Genomic DNA, 18,892 nt, shown 5'->3' with positions numbered 1-18,892 from the left:
TTATTTTTTGTAAGCAACTTAAATTTAATTACTTACATAACATGACCCACATTTTTAACCCTAAGTTATCATCTTGTTATTAACATATTAAATAAAGCACGTGTTTTTACTGCGAAACTTGAGTTATAATTTATCCCAATCCCGGCAAAGATTACTTTATCGTCCGCACACAACTTAAAAATTGCATCATTCAGGTTTATAATCAAAAAGGAGACAAAATCGTTCAGGAAAAGCTTGATGGCCTTACTACTTATATAGACCTGCAACAAATTGAGAGCGGATATTATCCTTATTCTGTTACTCAAAACGGTAAACTAATCAATTCAGGAGTTTGGATTAAAATAGAATAACCTACATACAGGTTAATGACAGCCGTTTTAAAAAGAACTTTTAATACTAATTAATTACCTTCAGTAACCTGAAAGTCAATTAATCATTATCAATTTGCGGCTTTAATTGAGATGTGCAGTAACCAAAGAATGCCTGGCGACATTTTGGTCAGTTTGAAGAGACGAATATAATGAATTAAATTGAATTGTTTAGGTACCATCTTCTATATGGAATGGATATCAATATAGATACTTACAAAAGTTCCTGAAAACCACTAAGGCACTAAGTGGTTAAAAGATTAAAAGACAATTTCTTACTAAGAAATCCCAAGGTTATTCCAAATATATTTAATTTAGCCTGCTTAAACGTAATACACCTCAATCATGAAAAGGCGTGAGTTTATATGGAAAGGGATCAGCGCAGCGGCCTTTGCCGGGGCTTCCCTTTCAGTACCCTTCAATAAAAAACTCTGGGGCATGCCCCTTGCTCCTTTACCATTTGACCTGGTCGCCATTAAAGGCGGAGAAGCCGACATCATGTTCGATCAGGCCATTGAAGCAATGGGCGGAATGAAAGCCTTCGTTCAGAAAGGACAGACCGTGGTAGTCAAACCCAATATTGGCTGGGACGTGTTACCTGAAAGGGCCGGCAATACCAACCCAAAACTGGTGAAAAGGGTTATCCAGCAATGCCTGCAGGCCGGCGCTAAAGAGGTTTATGTTTTTGATAATACCTGCGACAAATGGGACCGCTGTTATGCCACCAGTGGCATTGAACAAGCTGTCAAAGATGCCGGCGGAAAAATTGCCCCGGGAAATGCGGAGAACTACTATCAAACCGTTGAAATCCCAGGGGGTAAGAACCTTAAAACGGCTAAAGTTCATGAATTAATCCTTGAATCAGATGTTTTCATCAATATGCCGGTTTTAAAATGCCATAGCTCCGCTAAACTGACGGTAACGATGAAAAACCTTATGGGCGTGGTATGGGACCGTTCTTTCTGGCACCGTAACGACCTTCACCAATGCATTGCCGACTATGCAACCTATGCTAAAAAGCCCACTCTTAATATTGTCGATGCTTACCGTGTGATGATGAAAAACGGTCCGAGAGGCGTTTCTGAAGCCGATGTCAGCCTGATGAAATCCATGATCATCTCAACCGATATGGTCGCTGCCGATGCCGCATCAGCTAAACTTTTCGGGATCGACCCGGAAGATGTGCCTTATATCGGTATCGCTGATTCCATGGGCATCGGAAAGATGTCACTGGATCAACTTAATGTACACCGGATCATCCTTTGAACATGCGAAAGGGCCGACTGAAAAAACTGCGGATTTTACTTTCTCTCTTGTTTTTTACGGTCATCGCTGTTTTGTTCCTCGATTTCACCGGGAAGGTCTTCAGCGAAGCCACCCATGCCTTTTTGTATTTACAGTTCATCCCCTCCGTTGTTCAGTTTGTGGCAACTCTCGCTCCCGTTGCACTTGGCTTCGTGGTTATCATTATCCTGACCTTGTTATTTGGAAGGATATATTGTTCAACATTATGCCCGCTGGGGACTTTACAGGACCTGTTTTCCTTTATGGCCAGGAAATTGTCTCCCCGGAAGACCATTTACAAATTTAAAAAACCGCTTAACTGGCTCCGTTTCGGACTGATGGCAGTCGTCATACTTTCACTGCTGACGGGGAGCATCCTGCTGATTAACCTGCTTGATCCTTACAGTGCTTTCGGGAAAATTTTCCATAACCTGTTCAGCCCGATCGTCGTTTTAATTAACAACATTGCATCAAAAGCGTTGACCTATGCCAATGTTTACGGGCTTGCTCCCGTTAAATGGGTGGCGGTTAATAAAGCAGCCCTTATTGTTGCATTGGTTTGGTCACTCGGACTATTAATCCTTTCTTTAAAAAGAGGCCGGTTATATTGCAACACTTTGTGCCCAGTAGGAGCCTTTCTGGCCATTTTTGCGAGATATTCCCTGTTCCGCATCAGGCTTGATAAAACTGCCTGCAACAGTTGCGGAAAATGTTCTGCTGTTTGCAAAGCCGAATGCATCAACCCAAAGGAACAGAGTGTCGATTTCAGCCGCTGCGTCGGCTGCATGAACTGCCTTTCCCCCTGTCCGGATGGTGGGGTGAAGTTCCAGCCATTCTGGAAGAAGGATGAAGTGAAGATTGCAGCTTATGATCCCGGCAAAAGAAAATTCTTAATGGAAACAAGTGTGCTGTTGGTAGCTTCTTTGGATACAACCCGGTTCGTATTTTCAAAGGATGAAAAGAAGAAGGAGACCATACCGGCCCCGGTACCGATTTTCAGGCTGCATCCGGTCACGCCACCCGGAGCCCTTAGCCAGGCGAGGTTCAATTCATTGTGCACCGCCTGCCACTTATGCGTTTCCGCCTGCCCGACACAGGTACTGCAGCCAACTTATTTCCTCTATGGCCTGACGGGATTCCTTCAGCCGAGGATGGATTATATCACCAGCTTTTGCAATTTTGAATGTACCTTATGCGGGGAGGTCTGCCCGACCGGCGCGATCCTGCCACTTCAGAAGGATGAGAAAAAGCTCGTTCAATTAGGAAAATCAAATTTTGTCAAGGAAAATTGTATTGTCAATACAAAGAATACTGCTTGCGGTGCTTGTTCGGAACATTGTCCTACCAAAGCAGTTAACATGGTTCCTTACAAAGACAAACTGACCATTCCCGAGGTTAACAATAAAATCTGTGTTGGATGCGGGGCTTGTGAATACGCCTGCCCCACCGATCCGAAATCCATCTACGTTGAGGGAAATCAACTCCACCTGGTGGCCGAAAAACCGAAAGAGGTGAAAATAGAAGAGAAGATTGATTATAAGGAGGAGTTCCCGTTCTGAAGCTCACTTTTTAAGTACCACCCGTATCACTGTTCCCTTATCAATCACAGATGATTTTACGAAGATCTTTCCTTTGTGATAATTGACAATGATTCGCCGTGACAATGAAAGCCCTAAGCCCCAGCCACGTTTTTTGCTGGTAAAGCCCGGGTGGAAAATGGTTTTAAATTGTGATTTGTATATGCCTTTGCCTGTATCTTCAAAATCGATGTTTACATGCTGGTTGACCTCTTCAATGTTAATATTGATAGTTCCTGAATTACTCATGGCATCAACGGCGTTTTTACAGATGTTTTCCACCACCCATTCGAAAAGTTGTTTATTTAGCGGTACAATTACTTCTTTTTCAGGAATAAGATTGATATGGAACCTGACTTTTTTAGAAATCCGTGGCTCAAGGTAGGCGACTGACTCGTAAAGTACGCCGACAAGGTTTTGTGCTTCCAGCTTTGAAGGTGAACCAATCTTGGAAAACCTCTCAGTTATATCTTCTAACCTTTTTACATCTTTTTCAATCTCCGTTAACTCTTCGATATTTTCCCCTTTCATCTTTAATAATTCCATCCAGGCCATAATCGATGAAAGCGGTGTTCCCAGCTGATGTGCGGTTTCTTTTGACATCCCGATCCAGACCAGGTTTTGTTCTGATTTTCTGGCTGTACTGAATAATAAATAGGAGATTAAAAGAAAAACACTGATGACGGTCAGCATGATATAGGGATAATACATGATTTGCTCCATCAGGGACGAGTTCATGTAATAAATATAGCTCTTGCCGTAATCCGGAAGGCTGATTTCTATCGGATCGTTTTCAAAAGACATGCTGGCGATAAGATGACTGACATATTCCTGGTCTTTGAGCTTGTTTTTATCCAGGTTACCTGATTCAATGACCAGTTTCCCGGTGCTGTCGGTTATCATCACCGGCACAGAAGCTGAACTGCCCACTACTTCAGAGAAAAAGGACTCAACCAGGTCGTTTAAGACAAACCTGAGCTCGGTAAAAATCGTTGATTCTTTAAAATATAGGAGTTGATATTCATCCTGGACCAGGGGAACTTTTATAGGTTCAAATGAGGAAAACTCTCTTTTCAGGCTGTCGGTCATAACAGTAATCCCGGACATATCCTTTTCATTGATATTTTTATAAATCAGGATATGGTCCTCTGCATCTGTGAGGATGATAGGGATCTTGGTATTGTATTCCAGCATTTGCCGGTAAAATTCCACCGTGCGCGATGATTCTTCAAAAAACAAATTACGATAAGCTTCTGCCAGCAACAGGGCCCTTTTGTATTCCTCTTCCTTGATCTGGTCGAAAAACGCTTTTGTGTAATTTACCAGGTTAGCTTTTCGCTGAATGGCATTCGACCAGATATTGATGCTCAACCGCTCATCTTCGGCAATCTGTTTGACCAGCACGTTGGTATACCAGAGGGAAATAATGATGATCAGCACGGCCGCACCAAATAATAGCCACTTCCATCTCTTTTTCTTGTAGTAAATTTGCACCGGAAAAGTATTTTGTCCTTAACGGGATAAATGCTGATTTATTGAGTGACTAACTGTAACTTATTGGTGTTAAGTTTTCTTAAGATCGCAAAGATAATGTAAATTAAATTATTGCCATGGAAACCACTTTTCTTACCGACTCCAATCTTTTTACCTGGGTAATCCTTCCATTATTGATCTTTTTTGCCCGTATCCTTGATGTAAGTATTGGAACCCTCCGGCTGATCTTCGTTTCAAAGGGATATAAATTCTATGCGCCATTGCTGGGATTCTTCGAGGTCATAATCTGGTTGTTGGCCATTGGTCAGATCATGCAGCACCTGGATAATTTCTTGTGCTACATCGCCTATGGTTTCGGGTTTGCCACAGGTAACTACCTCGGGATCTATCTCGATGAAAAAATGTCGCTGGGTACCGTGCTGATCAGGGTAGTGCCGAAAATGGATACATCCAATCTCATCAATCACCTCAGAGAACAAAGCTTTGGGGCTTCACTGGTAGATATTGAAGGGATGACCGGAAAATTGAAGATGATCTTCACTATTGTTAAACGGAAAGATCTGAAAGAAGTTTTAGGCATTATCCAGGAACATAACCCGCAGTCATTTATAACGATTGAAGATGTAAAAACAGCTAAAGAAGGCTTTTTCCGGATGTCGCGCAAAAAAATGTTTTCTCCTCTGGCTTTATTCAATGATGTCAGAAAAGGAAAATGAAATTAAAAAAAAGCCATGAAAAAACCCATGTTCTTTTCCGCATTAATTCTGTGTCTATTTTATATTTCAGGCATAGCACAGGATGTAAAGATCTTCCAAAGCGATAAACTGGTTAAAAAGTGGGAGACACCACCGGAATTGAAGGTTCCGGAATCCGTTTGCTACGACTCGGCAGGTATGGAATTATTTGTTTCGAATATCAACGGTAAACCGAACGATAAGGACGGGAATGGATTTATCTCGAAGTTATCACCCGATGGAAAAATTTTAGAACTGAGATGGATGACCGGCCTCAATGCCCCGAAAGGTATGGGTATTTATAAAGGCAAACTTTTTGTGACTGATATCGACAGGGTTGCCGAGATTGATATCAAAAGCGCTAAGATTATGCGGTACTACGATTTTCCTGAAGCAAGATTTCTTAACGATATTGCTATTGATCAAATTGGAGCGGTTTACATTTCCGATATGATGGGAACCAGGATTTACAGGATATATGAAGACGTCTCCGAAGTCTGGCTGTTTGATACAACCCTTACTTACCCGAATGGGCTGTTTATTGAGGGAAAGCAATTGCTGATAGGATGTAATAATATCAGCCAGGCTGGCATAGAGGATAAAGAAATCACAGTATGGCTTGACAACACAGGCAGTATTGATGGATTAGAAGGAACCGGCGATGGCCGTTACCTATTCTCTGACTGGCAGGGAAATGTTTTTCTCGCCGGAACGGATAAAAAAATTGAAAAAATTCTTGATACTTCTTTAGCCGGAATCAATGCAGCAGACATAGAATTCATCCCGTCCATGAAATTGCTTTTGGTCCCTACTTTCAATGATAACCGGGTAATGGCCTACGAGTTTAAATAAATGCAGAATACTACCATTTGTAAATTCCACCTGCCCCCTTGTTGATTAGTACAGCTTATTATACTTTTGCTTCTGCATATTTGCACTAACTATTGTTCACTACCGGACATATAGTGTAACAATATGAACGTCATTTTCGTCCTAATGCGTAAAATTAAAACATAAATAATTTAAAATTAATAAAATACGATAATGGCATATTTTTCGCTGCAAAGATGCGTTACTTTAAAAAAGATCTAAATCTGATTAAGCATGAACCTCAAGAGCATTAACCAAAAAAACATCTTAAACAAAACACTAAGAACGCTGATTACCACAACTATTCTATTCTCATTCCTGGCCGCATCCTCCCAGGAAAAAGAATGGACACTGGAAGAATGTATCACCTATGCGCTCGACAACAACATCGACATAAAGAAACAAGTGCTGAATGTCGGGAACCAAAAAGACCTGCTGCTCCAAAGCAAACTGGGAATGCTTCCCAGCCTCAATGCAGGTGCTACCCATGGCTATAACTGGGGAAATACCGTCGACCGGTATACGAACCAGTTTGCCACAACAAGGGTCCAGTCCAATAACTTTTATCTGGGGACCCAATTTAACCTGTTCCAGGGATTACAACAGATCAATACGATGAACCAGAGCAAGCTTGACTGGCTTGCTACACAGTACGACCTCGATTTACTTATGGATGATATTTCCATCGCCGTAGCTGGTTATTACCTTGACATCCTGTATAATAAGGAAATTTACGCAGTAGCCGGAGAACAGCTTGCTGTGACCAAACAACAGGTGAACCGGATGGAAAAAATGGTCCAGGCCGGTACATTGGCCCGCGGGGATCTGCTTAACATTGAAGCCCAGGCTGCTACAGAAGAATTAGCCCTTATTGAGGCTGAAAACAAGCTGGCTATTTCTTATCTCACCCTGCAACAATTGATTGATCTTCCTGTTACTGCGGGATTCCGCATAGAATCACCGGAACTTAAACCCATCGAAGCACCTCAGGTTACCCTCAACGCACAGAGTATTTATCAGGTGGCTCTTGGCAACCGCCCGGAGATTAAAAGCGCAGAATACCGCGTTCAAAGCGCCGAAAAAGGAATCTCCTTTGCCCGGGGTTACCTCAGTCCTACCCTGAACTTCAGTGGTTCCTGGGCAACAGGGTATTCCGGTGCTTCTAAAGGAGGCTATGATAGCATTGGCGTACTTTATGAAAATGCAGGATATACGCAAAACACGCTGGAACCTGTTACACTATTGGGTACTCGTTATACCGGGGGTACAGTGATCCCTTTTGGAGATCAACTTAATGATAATCAGAATAAAAGTCTCTCCTTCTCTCTTCAGATCCCGATCTTCAATGGCTGGCAAGCCAGGACGGCCATCAGCCAGGCTAAGATCCTGAAGGAAGAAGCAGATCTGACACTTCAACAAACAAAACTCAACCTGAATGAGAAAATCCAGAGGGCTTATGCCGATGCGGTAGCAGCCTTAAAGAACTTTAATGCTTCAGAAAAGAAACTGCAAGCCCAGAAGGAAGCATTTAAGTATTCAGAACAAAAGTTGGGCGTCGGGCTCGTTACATCGGTTCAATATAACGAAACCAAGAAAGAACTGACCCGCGCCGAATCAGACATGTTGCAGGCAAAATACCGCTTTATTTACACAACAACCATTCTTGATTTTTATATGGGTAATCCTATAACCCTGAAATAATTTGTTATAATGGAAGACCTTATCATCAGGTTGAAAAATATCAATAAGTCTTACGGGATTGGTAAGAATCCCTTGCATGTCCTGAAAGGGATTGACCTGGATATAAAAAAAGGCGAACTCGTTTCTATCATGGGTTCTTCAGGATCGGGAAAATCTACCTTGCTTAATGTAATCGGCATACTTGATAATCATGATGAAGGCGAATACATTCTCGATGGATTGCCCATTAAAGATCTTTCAGAAAAGAAAGCAGCACAGCTCCGGAATGAAATGATTGGCTTTGTCTTCCAGTCGTTCAACCTGATCTCCTTTAAAAATGCTATGGAAAATGTTGCTCTGCCGCTGTATTACAAAGGTATCGGACGGAAGAAACGTAACAAGATCGCCATGGATATGCTTGAAAAAATGGACCTGACCGAATGGTGGCATCATTTACCTAACGAATTGTCGGGTGGCCAGAAACAACGTATAGCCATAGCCAGGGCTCTGGTATCAAATCCCCGTATCATTTTGGCCGACGAGCCAACGGGAGCGCTTGATTCAAAAACTTCCATGGAAATGATGGAATTGCTAAAGGAAATCAACCAGACCGGGATCACAATTCTGATCGTAACCCACGAATACGATATAGCCCATTCGACCGACAGGATCATCCATCTTAAAGACGGCCTGATCGAGCGGACAGAGGTGAACGGAAAAAATAAGCATCATTATTTTCAACCAACTGATTAAAAAGTTCAAGCACACCATGGGCATTTTCGACTGGGATAAATGGCAGGAGATCTTCGAAACTATGAAGAAAAACAAACTGCGCACGTTCCTGACAGGGTTCAGCGTTGCCTGGGGGATCTTTATGCTCATCATCCTGCTTGGGTCGGGTAATGGCCTGGAAAATGGCGTCAGGAAAGAATTTGAAGGTGATGCCACCAATACGCTCTGGATAAACCCCGGCCAGACCAGCGTGGCTTACAAAGGGCTTAAAGCTGGCCGAACCATCCAGTTCACCAATGAGGATCATGACCTCGTGAAAAAGGAAATTCCCCACATCGACAAAATCTCCGGAAGGATAAATGTCTGGCAGAACAATACCATTTCATATAAAAAAGAATACGGCAACTTTGATATTATTGCCTGCCATCCGGGTTATGGTTATTACGAAACCCTGGATGTTTTATCCGGCAGGTTTATTAATGATGATGATATTAAGGATTTCAGAAAGGTTGTGATCATCAGCATCATTGTAAGGGATGCCCTATTTAAAGGAGAAGATCCGATGGGAAAATTTATCCATGTCAGCGGCATACCGTTCAAAGTGACTGGAGTATTTAGCGATGTCGGAGGCGACAGGGATATGCAGCGGGTTTACGTGCCGCTTTCCACGGCGCAGCGGATCTTTAATTATGGCAACAAGATAGCTAACCTGAGCATTGTAACCAAAGATATTGATGTGGAGGAAAGCCAGGCTATGGCTGAAAAGATACGTCAGACCATTGCCCAATCCCATAAGTTTGATCCCACTGACCAACGGGCAGTAGGTGTGTGGAATAACCTCGAACAGTTCAAACAGTTCCTCAACCTTTTCGCCTCAATCAGGCTTTTTATATGGATCATCGGCATCGGGACAATTATTGCCGGGGTTGTCGGTGTCAGCAATATCATGATGATCGTGGTAAAAGAAAGAACGCAGGAGATTGGTATTCGAAAGGCCCTGGGCGCGACGCCCTGGTCCATCATAAGCCTTATACTCCTTGAGTCGGTGCTGATAACTTCTTTTGCCGGTTACATCGGGCTGGTCATGGGGGTGGGTTTGTTGGAACTGATATCGCCCGTTTTTGAAAGTTCAGATACTTTCTTTAAAAACCCGGAAGTGAATATCAGCGTTGCACTGGGAGCAACCGTGGTTATGGTTGTTTCAGGCATGCTGGCAGGTTTTGTACCGGCACGGAAAGCCGCCCGTATTCAACCGATAGAAGCACTGAGATATGAATGAACATTATACAATCCAAAGGGTTGTAGTTTTCTCATGGCAGCAAAATGGTTAATGCTTGCTCGGGCAGGGGGACACTGAGGGATGCTAATAAAACCCCCCTGCCTTTTTTAAAGAAAATATGAAAAATTGAATATGAGTATCCTTGATTACGACAAATGGCAGGAGATCGTGATTGTTCTGAAAAAGAACAAACTTAGAACCTTCTTTACCGCGTTTGGCGTTTTCTGGGGGATTTTCCTCCTTGTTGTTATGATGGGCTCTGGTAATGGCTTACGGAACAGTGCACTGGAAGGTTTTGGAAATATGGCGACCAACAGCTTTTTTATGTGGACCCAACGCACAAGCATGCCTTATAAAGGATTCCAGCGGGGCCGCTTTTATAATTTCCGGAATGCTGATACAGAAGCCATTAAACAAAACATTCCCGAAGCTGATAAAGTTGCACCCAGGTTACAGGCATTTGGTTTCAGGGGCGGCGGCAGCAATGTGATCCGGGGTGAGCGGACCGGGGCTTTCGATATTTATGGTGATACCCCGGAATTCTTCGAAATTATGCCCGTGAAAGTCGCGCAAGGCCGGCTGATTAATAAAATGGATGTTGACGAACAGCGTAAAATAATCGTCATTGGTGACAGGGTTTACCAGGAAATGTTTAAAAAAGATGAAAACCCTATTGGAGAATACCTGCAGATACAGGGTGTTTATTTTAAGGTGGTTGGAGTTGTAAAATCCAAACAACGCGGGTTTCAGGCTGAAAGGGATGAAAAATCGATCTATATGCCCTTTAATACGCTCCAGCAAACTTATAATTACGGCGATATAGTGGGATGGTATTCTATTACGGCAAAGAAAGGCGTCCCTGCATCAGAATTAGAGCAGAAGACCAAAGATTTTCTAAAGACCAGGCACCACATTCATCCTGATGATAACCGCGCTATTGGCTCCTGGAATATGGAGACGGAATTCAACAAGTTTAATAACCTGTTCGCGGGGATAACCATTCTGGTCTGGATCGTAGGATCAGGAACACTTTTTGCCGGAGTCGTCGGGGTGAGCAATATAATGCTGATCGTGGTGAAAGAACGGACAAAAGAGATTGGAATACAACGGGCTATCGGCGCTCCGCCTTCTGCCATTATAAGCCAGATCATCGTGGAATCTGTCTTCCTGACCACCATGGCAGGTTATGTCGGCTTAGTCATTGGGGTAGGCCTGATAGAACTGGTGGACTACCTGATCACATCGAGTGGCGCGGAATCAGAAATGTTCCGGAACCCGGAAATTAATTTCAATATGGCGATGTTGTCCTTAGGTATCCTGGTCATTTCAGGCATATTTGCCGGTTTAATCCCGGCCCGCCGTGCGGTCAGCATCAAACCGATCGATGCATTAAGAGATGAATAACTTAATAATATCATACAGTCTATGAAAAAAGCGTTAAAAATACTGGCAGGAGTGGTTGTGATATCGATTTTCGTTTATACTATTTATTTCCTTTATCAGAAATCGCAGGCCAAACCCATTGAATACGAAACCACCCAGGCCGTGAAAACAGAGATCATTAAAAGCACGGTGGCTACCGGATCAGTGGTTCCCCGGAAAGAGATCATGATCAAGCCGCAGGTCTCCGGAATCGTGGAGGAACTTTATGTCGAAGCAGGTGATATGATCAAAAAAGGTGACCTGATCGCCAAAATCAAGATTATACCGGATATGGTCAATCTGAATAATGCTCAATCCCGCCTTAACCGGGCCAAAATCAGTTTTGAGGATTCGAAGAGACATTATGACCGGCAAAAAGACCTGCTGGACCAGGGAGTCATTGCCCGTGCTGAATTCGAAGCTTATGACCTGGCTTATAAAAATGCCATAGAAGAAGTGGAAGCGGCCGAAAACAACCTGGAACTGATCAAAGAAGGCCAGACTAAAAAAGGCGGCCAGGTAACCAATACAATAGTCAAGTCGACCGCTGAAGGCATGGTTCTGGATGTTCCGGTTGAAGTTGGGTTTTCCGTCATCGAAAGCAATACATTTAATGATGGTACAACCATCGCTTCCGTGGCCGATATGGGCGATATGATCTTCGAAGGAAAGATCGATGAAACCGAAGTCGGAAAGATCCGGGAAGGCATGCCGCTGATCCTGACCGTAGGGGCCATTGATGATGCTTCCTTCAGCGCGGTTTTGGAACATATATCACCAAAAGGGATAGAAGAAAACGGAGCTATCCAGTTTGAGATCAAAGCCAACGTGGAACTGAAACAAGACCAGTTCATCCGCGCCGGTTACAGCGCTAATGCAAAAGTTGTCCTCGACCGGACCGACAGCGTGATGGCTATTCCTGAAAGTATCCTCCAGTTTGAAGGCGATTCCTCATACGTGGAGGTTGAAGTTGCGCCACAACAATTTGAAAAGAGATATATAAAAACCGGCCTCTCCGATGGAATCAACGTCGAAGTGAAATCGGGGCTGTCGATGGAAGATAAGATCAAGAAACCGGGCGGATCGTTAAAATGATGGATAAATAAGCCTAAAAATCGCTGATAAAGTGATACTTTAAGCAGATTTAAAGTAACTTCGCTGCTTAAAAAATCCTAATAATCAATACCATGCTTTACAAATTTTTATCTTCAATCCTATTGGCCATGGTGGTAGTTTTTACTATTTCCTGCCAGCAAGCTGCAAAAACTGAATCCCAGATGGAAAATGAGTATTCAGGATCTGTTCCGGGGCAACAACCCCTGACACCTGCATCACCCGAACACGTGGCCCAGCGCCTCGGCACTTTCGCCCCTTTTACCCTGACCTCCGATATCAGCCATCTGTCTGCAAAGGAAAAACAGATCCTTTCCATCCTGTTTGATGTCGCCGATATCATGGACGGCCTGTTCTGGCAGCAGGCCATGGGCCCGAAAGACGCCTTCCTCGCGAGGATACAGGATGAAACTGCCCGCAAATTTGCACTGGTCAACTACGGCCCATGGGACCGTCTCGATGGAAACAAGTCATTCATCGTTGAAATAGGACCAAAACCTGAAGGAGCCAATTTTTACCCGGTGGATATGACCAAAGAGGAATTCGAAGCTTTCAATGATCCAAATAAGAAAAGCCTCTATACTATCATCCGCCGTAATGAAGACGGCACCCTCCGCAGTATCTGGTACCACCAGGCTTTTGAAACACAGTTGAAAAAGGCTGCTGTATTGATAAAACAGGCTGCTTCCCTGGCGGAAGATGCCGGACTGAAAAAATACCTTGAACTTCGCGCTGACGCCTTACTCACAAGCCAATACCAGGCCAGCGATTTTGCGTGGATGGAAATGCGGTCATCTGATATCGATTTCGTTGTCGGTCCTATCGAGAATTATGAAGATGCCCTGTTTGGTTACAAAGCCGCTTTCGAAAGCTATATCCTGATCAAGGACCCGGTCTGGAGTGCACGCCTTGTGAAATATGCAGCCATGCTTCCCAACCTGCAACGCGGACTGCCGGTGAAGGATGAGTATAAGACAGAAATCCCCGGAGCCGATGCCGACCTGAATGCCTATGATGTGGTTTACTATGCAGGCGACTGCAACGCCGGGAGCAAAACTATCGCCATTAACCTGCCAAACGACGAGGAAGTTCAACTGAAGAAAGGTTCCCGCAAACTACAGCTTAAAAATGCCATGCAGGCGAAGTTTGATAAGATCATGATCCCCATCGCAGATCTGCTTATCGACCCATCCCAGCGCAATAATGTTACCTTCAACGCTTTCTTCGAAAATACCATGTTCCACGAAGTGGCCCACGCCATGGGTGTTAAGAATACTATCAACGGTAAAGGACCTGCCAGGACTGCCCTTAAAGAAATGTATTCTTCCATCGAAGAAGGTAAAGCCGATATCATGGGACTGTATCTCGTTACCAAACTCTATGAAATGGGAGAACTGACCGAAGGGCAGGTGATGGACAACTACGTGACTTTCTTTGCGGGCACTTTCCGTTCTGTACGATTCGGCGCAGCCAGTGCTCACGGCAAATCAAACATGATGCGCTTTAACTTCTTCCGGGAAGAGGGCGCTTTCACCCGTAATACCAATGGAACTTTTACGGTTGATTTTGAGAAGACAAAAGCCGCCATGGAAAAGCTGGTACAAAAGATTGTCTATATCCAGGGTGATGGCGATTATGCAGCAGCCAAACAGTGGGTGGAAACCGAAGGTGTCGTCAAACCGGACCTCCAGGCTGACCTTGAACGTATCAATGCGGCTAATATCCCGGTTGATGTGGTGTTTGAAAAAGGGAAAAAAGTACTTGGCCTTTAAGAGTGCAAAGTTCAAAGTGCAAAGTTCAAAGTACCAGCAATCGAGCTATCGAACAATCGGACAATATAATTATTTAGCAATTTAACAATCTGACAATGAAATGTTTAAATCTACTTGTTGCACTATTTATCCTGTTCTTCGGATCTTCGCTTAGGGCAGATGAAGGTATGTGGTTGCCCATCTTCGTGGAAAGGCTGAATTATGTGGATATGCAGAAAATGGGACTCCATCTCACCGCTGAAGAAATATACAGTATCAATAACTCCAGCATGAAAGACGCCATCGTTGGCCTGGGGAATGGCAACCAGCCCGGCGGTTTTTTCTGCACCGCGGAAGTAGTTTCTGACCAGGGACTGCTTTTCACGAACCACCATTGCGGATTTGATGTGATTCAGAAACACAGCTCTATAGAGCACGATTACCTTACAGACGGTTTTTGGGCTATGAGCAAGGAAGAAGAGCTTCCGAACGAGGACCTCAGCGCTACATTCTTTATACGAATGGAAGATGTGACCGATTCAATCATACCCTTTCTTTCCGATACCATGTCAGCCTCCGGCAGGTCGGCCAAGGTCAGGGAAATCACCACCAGGTTGAAGAAAAATGCCGATCCCGGCAAGAAATACTTTGTGAATGTGACAAGCTTTTTCAACGGGAATGAGTATTACCTGTTCGTTTATGAGGTTTACACCGATATTCGCCTTGTCGGCGCCCCGCCATCATCTATAGGCAAATTCGGAGGCGATACCGACAACTGGATGTGGCCCCGGCATACTGGCGACTTCAGCATTTTCAGGGTCTATACCGCTCCTGATGGCAGCCCGGCCGCTTATTCCAAAGATAACGTACCCTTCAAACCAAAGCACCACCTACCTGTCAGCATTGCAGGCGTGGAAAAAGGCGACTTTGCTATGATCTGGGGTTATCCGGGAAGCACCGACCGTTACCTTTGCTCCTATGGTGTTGATTTCCAGATTAAATATTTTGATCCAAATATTGTCAGGTTACTTGGTGAACAACTGTCAATCTGGAAAGAAGATATGGATGCCGACCGGGAAGTCGGGATCAAATATGCCTCCAAATATGCTTCCACGGCTAATGGCTGGAAATACTACCTCGGAGAATTAAAAGGTTTGAAAAAACTGAATGTGAAAGGACAGAAAGAAGAGATAGAAGCGAAGTTCACGCAATGGATCGCCCAGGATAAGGCACGCCAGGAAAAATATGAGAACGTCTTAAAAAACTTAGAATCAGGATACGGGCAAATCGGTTCCAAATTCGAACCATTTATCCTGGCTGCCCTTGGTGCCAATTCACCGGAGATTCTCGGTTTTGCCCAAACATTCACACAACTGGCCGGTCTGCTGGAAAGCAAGGATAAAACCGGCGCTATTGATGAAACTGTCAATGAGCTGAGAGAATCGGCCAAAGAACAATTCAAAGATTACAATGCCCCGACTGATCAAAAAGTCTTCGCACGATTGATGGAAATTTATTCAAAGGAGATGCCAGCCGACAAGCAGCCCAATGGCTTCAAAGATATGGTGGCGAAGTACAAAGGTGATTTTCAGGCTATGGCTGCTGATTTATTCGAAAAGTCAATCTTCAGCTCATTAGAGAAAACCAATGCATTTCTGGATAAACCCAGCTTCAAAGCTATTGCGAAAGATCCGGCTTATAAGCTTGGCGGAGAATTAATGGGAGCGATGATGACCATGTCAGGTGAATACAGGGTCGCTAACCAGGAAATCGGAAAGAACGAAAGGCTCTTCATGGCCGGTCTTCGGGAAATGATGCCGGATAAGACCTTTTATCCCGATGCCAACTTCACGATGCGCTTCACTTATGGATCAGTGCTGGATTATAAAGGCGCTGATGCGGTCTATTTTGACTATGTGACGCATTTAAGCGGTGTTATGGATAAAGAAGACCCCACCAATGAGGAATTCATCGTTCCGGCAAAATTGAAGGAATTATATGCTAAAAAGGATTTCGGAAGATATGGAAGCGGGGATGACCTCGTAACCTGCTTCCTGACCGACAATGATATTACCGGCGGGAATTCCGGAAGTCCGGTGATCAATGGAAATGGTGAACTTATCGGACTGGCTTTCGACGGAAACTGGGAAGCCATGAGCGGTAATATCGCTTATGAACCTAAACTTCAGCGTACCATCTGTGTGGATATCCGTTATGTGCTTTTCATCATTGATAAATATGCCGGTGCACAAAACCTGATCGATGAACTGACCTTTGGGCCTAAGAAGATAAAGATCCCCCGGGAAGTAAAACCAAAGGAGGTGGAGAAAACAGTTGGGAAGAAATAATTCTTTAGTAAGAAGTTATAGTATTCTTTTTTAAGTTGGTTTTTGTTTTTTCGTATAGATGAAACTATTCCTGGAAAACTTCCCATCCTGGGGTTTCTGCTTTGCATACTCATTCAGGCAGGCAGGACAAAGGCAGCTGTCATAGAGATTTTCAATCTCCACCAGCTTATCCAAAGGCAAAAACACCTCATAGCACCAGCACTTACAGGATTTACTGCAGCTGAAATGCTTTCCGCACCGCGGGCACATTGATAATTCGTTATGGATTGTCATAAGGTAGTCATAAGGTTGTCATAAGGTTGTCAATGAGAAAATTACAATAAATGACAACTTAATGACTATTTAATTCTATGCTTACTTTTTCAACTTTACCGCCAACGGGCGGGTTCATCTTTGATATCTTTATCCTGGAGGCAGTTATTTGAGGAAATTCCCGGGCTATACGTTTTAGTATCCGCCTGGCGACATTTTCCAGCAGGTGCGACTTAACAGCCATCTCTTTCGCCACAAAGCCATAAACTGCCTGGTAATTAACCGTTTTTGCCAGGTTATCAGTCACTTCGGCTTCCTGAGTGTCTGTTTCCATGAAAAGATCAACAATAAAGCGGGTGCCAATGATCTGCTCCTCTTTGAAGCAGCCATGGTAGGCGAAAAATTCCATGCCTTCGATCGATATTTGTCCCATTTCCTGAATGATGGTATTAAACCTGCTGTTGCAATATATGATCCAGGGCCTTCGCTATTCTCGATATTACCTCATCTTTTCCAAGCATTTCACAGATCAGGGAAAGATCAGGGCCGAAACTGCCGCCAACCAGGCAGAGCCTGAGAGGATTCATTAACTGTCCTAAGCCAGTACCCTTTTCCTGCACAAATTTTTCGGCCAGTGCCTTGATGTTTTCAGCATGGAAATCGTCAAGAGTTGGAAGAAGATCACCAAAAGCTTTCAGAAGCATTGGAGTATCATCTTTCCACTTCTTTCTGACAATGTCCATATCGTATGATTGGGGTGGCTGGAAAAAGAAAGACGACTGGTCCCAGAAATTACTGACGAAATCGGACCGGTCTTTTACAAGTTCAACGACCCGGCCGACAAATGTGTCGGTAGCCACAACGCCTTTGTTTTTCAGGATTTCCTGGAACATGGCTATGAGCTCTTCTGTGGGTTTGGTAACCAGGTAATGGTGATTGAACCATTTTATTTTGCCCGGATCAAAACGAGAACCAGATTTGCCGATCCGTTCAATCGAAAACTCATGAGTCAGCTCTTCCAGGGAAAAAATTTCCTTTTCGGTGCCGGGGTTCCATCCCAGCAGGGCCAGCATATTTACTAAGGTTTCAGGAAAATATCCTGACTCTCGATATCCTGAAGAGACCTCCTTAGTGAATGGATCCTTCCATTCCATCGGGAATACGGGGAAACCCAGCCTGTCGCCATCTCGTTTACTGAGCTTGCCCGATCCTTCAGGTTTCAGGATAAGCGGAAGATGCGCAAACAAAGGCGGCTGCCACCTAAAACTCCGGTATAGCAGAATATGTAACGGAAGAGACGGAAGCCATTCTTCCCCCCTGATCACATGGGATATCTGCATCAGGTGATCATCGACGATATTGGCCAGGTGATAAGTGGGCATTCCATCAGACTTGAACAGCACCTTGTCGTCCAGTGTAGGGGTATTTACAGTCATTTCGCCGCGTATCAGGTCATGAAATACCATTGTCTCGTTTTCCGGGATAAGAAAACGGATTACATACGGCTTTCCTGACTGCAAACGCCGCTGTGTTTCTTCAGGAGAAAGGGCAAGGGAATTCTTCATCCCCATCCTCACTGAAGCATCATACGTAAAGACATGCTTTTCCTTTTCAGCCTCTTTACGCCTCGCGTCAAGCTCTTCTGCAGCATCGAAACAATAATATGCATGCCCGTTTCTGATCAGCTCATCGGCATATTTGCGGTAGATATCTTTCCGGTCCGACTGGCGGTATGGCGCAAAAGGCCCGCCAACATGAACACCTTCATCAAACAGGATCCCGGCCCAGTTCAACGAATCAATGATGTAATCTTCCGCACCCGGGACATATCGATTCTGGTCCGTATCCTCGATCCGGAGGATCATTTTTCCGCCGGAATGGCGGGCAAACAAATAATTATACAAAGCCGTCCTGACTCCTCCGATATGCAATGGTCCCGTTGGACTGGGGGCAAAGCGGACGCGGACTTGGGTTGGGATATTAGGCAT

General features: G+C 44.2%; 14 protein-coding genes. 11 read left to right on the top strand and 3 right to left on the bottom strand.

The features are described from left to right. Positions 1-713 precede the first annotated feature (713 nt). Both M0Q51_05520 and M0Q51_05515 read left to right on the top strand, forming a co-directional pair. Positions 714-1,634, top strand: coding sequence for a DUF362 domain-containing protein (locus M0Q51_05520; GenBank protein MCK9399439.1), 921 nt, complete (start codon positions 714-716; stop codon positions 1,632-1,634). Between the two features lie 2 nt (positions 1,635-1,636). After that, positions 1,637-3,211: a 4Fe-4S dicluster domain-containing protein gene (locus tag M0Q51_05515; GenBank protein ID MCK9399438.1), complete on the top strand. Its 1,575-nt coding sequence runs from the start codon at positions 1,637-1,639 to the stop codon at positions 3,209-3,211. A gap of 3 nt (positions 3,212-3,214) precedes the next feature. Here M0Q51_05515 and M0Q51_05510 read toward each other — a convergent pair whose 3' ends face one another. Further along, positions 3,215-4,723, bottom strand: coding sequence for a HAMP domain-containing histidine kinase (locus M0Q51_05510; GenBank protein ID MCK9399437.1), 1,509 nt, complete (start codon positions 4,721-4,723; stop codon positions 3,215-3,217). Between the two features lie 116 nt (positions 4,724-4,839). On the opposite strand from M0Q51_05510, the gene M0Q51_05505 reads away from it, so the two are divergent. From M0Q51_05505 to M0Q51_05465, 9 genes are all read left to right on the top strand, one after another. Beyond that, entirely contained in the window at positions 4,840-5,439 is a 600-nt protein-coding gene (locus M0Q51_05505) for a DUF2179 domain-containing protein (protein ID MCK9399436.1), read from the top strand. A gap of 15 nt (positions 5,440-5,454) precedes the next feature. Beyond that, a complete protein-coding gene (locus tag M0Q51_05500; GenBank protein ID MCK9399435.1) occupies positions 5,455-6,309 on the top strand; it encodes a hypothetical protein in 855 nt (284 codons plus the stop codon). Between the two features lie 252 nt (positions 6,310-6,561). Then, the gene (locus M0Q51_05495) at positions 6,562-8,028 is read left to right on the top strand and encodes a TolC family protein (protein ID MCK9399434.1); all 1,467 of its coding nucleotides are present in this window, start codon (positions 6,562-6,564) and stop codon (positions 8,026-8,028) included. Positions 8,029-8,049: 21 nt separating this feature from the next. Further along, the gene (locus M0Q51_05490) at positions 8,050-8,760 is read left to right on the top strand and encodes an ABC transporter ATP-binding protein (protein MCK9399433.1); all 711 of its coding nucleotides are present in this window, start codon (positions 8,050-8,052) and stop codon (positions 8,758-8,760) included. A 16-nt stretch (positions 8,761-8,776) separates the two neighbouring features. Further along, positions 8,777-10,018, top strand: coding sequence for an ABC transporter permease (locus M0Q51_05485; GenBank protein ID MCK9399432.1), 1,242 nt, complete (start codon positions 8,777-8,779; stop codon positions 10,016-10,018). A 132-nt stretch (positions 10,019-10,150) separates the two neighbouring features. Then, positions 10,151-11,422 carry an ABC transporter permease gene (locus M0Q51_05480; protein ID MCK9399431.1) on the top strand — a complete coding sequence of 424 codons (1,272 nt, stop codon included), beginning with the start codon at positions 10,151-10,153 and terminating at the stop codon, positions 11,420-11,422. 21 nt (positions 11,423-11,443) lie between these two features. Continuing rightward, positions 11,444-12,535: an efflux RND transporter periplasmic adaptor subunit gene (locus M0Q51_05475; GenBank protein MCK9399430.1), complete on the top strand. Its 1,092-nt coding sequence runs from the start codon at positions 11,444-11,446 to the stop codon at positions 12,533-12,535. A gap of 92 nt (positions 12,536-12,627) precedes the next feature. After that, positions 12,628-14,325, top strand: a complete 1,698-nt coding sequence (locus M0Q51_05470) for a Zn-dependent hydrolase (protein ID MCK9399429.1) — start codon at positions 12,628-12,630, stop codon at positions 14,323-14,325. 95 nt (positions 14,326-14,420) lie between these two features. Beyond that, a complete protein-coding gene (locus M0Q51_05465) occupies positions 14,421-16,652 on the top strand; it encodes a S46 family peptidase (protein ID MCK9399428.1) in 2,232 nt (743 codons plus the stop codon). A gap of 331 nt (positions 16,653-16,983) precedes the next feature. Here the strand turns inward: M0Q51_05465 and folB are convergent, their stop codons facing one another. Together folB and gltX are read right to left on the bottom strand one after the other, a co-directional pair. Continuing rightward, positions 16,984-17,337, bottom strand: coding sequence for a dihydroneopterin aldolase (gene folB / locus M0Q51_05460; protein ID MCK9399427.1), 354 nt, complete (start codon positions 17,335-17,337; stop codon positions 16,984-16,986). A 16-nt stretch (positions 17,338-17,353) separates the two neighbouring features. Next, a complete protein-coding gene (gene gltX / locus M0Q51_05455) occupies positions 17,354-18,892 on the bottom strand; it encodes a glutamate--tRNA ligase (GenBank protein ID MCK9399426.1) in 1,539 nt (512 codons plus the stop codon).

The organism is Bacteroidales bacterium, from assembly GCA_023229505.1.
Lineage (GTDB): Bacteria > Bacteroidota > Bacteroidia > Bacteroidales > JAGOPY01 > JAGOPY01.
The sequence above is the reverse complement of the archived record's forward strand: the minus strand, read 5'-3'. Positions and strand labels throughout refer to the sequence as shown.

Bases quoted from the DNA above. Each gene is read 5' to 3' on its own strand.
- M0Q51_05465 (MCK9399428.1), top strand. From the start codon at position 14,421: ATGAAATGTTTAAATCTACTTGTTGCACTATTTATCCTGTTCTTCGGA.
- M0Q51_05515 (MCK9399438.1), top strand. From the start codon at position 1,637: ATGCGAAAGGGCCGACTGAAAAAACTGCGGATTTTACTTTCTCTCTTG.
- M0Q51_05485 (MCK9399432.1), top strand. From the start codon at position 8,777: ATGGGCATTTTCGACTGGGATAAATGGCAGGAGATCTTCGAAACTATG.
- M0Q51_05470 (MCK9399429.1), top strand. From the start codon at position 12,628: ATGCTTTACAAATTTTTATCTTCAATCCTATTGGCCATGGTGGTAGTT.
- folB (MCK9399427.1), bottom strand. From the start codon at position 17,337: ATGGGACAAATATCGATCGAAGGCATGGAATTTTTCGCCTACCATGGC.
- M0Q51_05505 (MCK9399436.1), top strand. From the start codon at position 4,840: ATGGAAACCACTTTTCTTACCGACTCCAATCTTTTTACCTGGGTAATC.
- M0Q51_05520 (MCK9399439.1), top strand. From the start codon at position 714: ATGAAAAGGCGTGAGTTTATATGGAAAGGGATCAGCGCAGCGGCCTTT.
- M0Q51_05500 (MCK9399435.1), top strand. From the start codon at position 5,455: ATGAAAAAACCCATGTTCTTTTCCGCATTAATTCTGTGTCTATTTTAT.
- gltX (MCK9399426.1), bottom strand. From the start codon at position 18,892: ATGCCTAATATCCCAACCCAAGTCCGCGTCCGCTTTGCCCCCAGTCCA.
- M0Q51_05480 (MCK9399431.1), top strand. From the start codon at position 10,151: ATGAGTATCCTTGATTACGACAAATGGCAGGAGATCGTGATTGTTCTG.
- M0Q51_05475 (MCK9399430.1), top strand. From the start codon at position 11,444: ATGAAAAAAGCGTTAAAAATACTGGCAGGAGTGGTTGTGATATCGATT.
- M0Q51_05495 (MCK9399434.1), top strand. From the start codon at position 6,562: ATGAACCTCAAGAGCATTAACCAAAAAAACATCTTAAACAAAACACTA.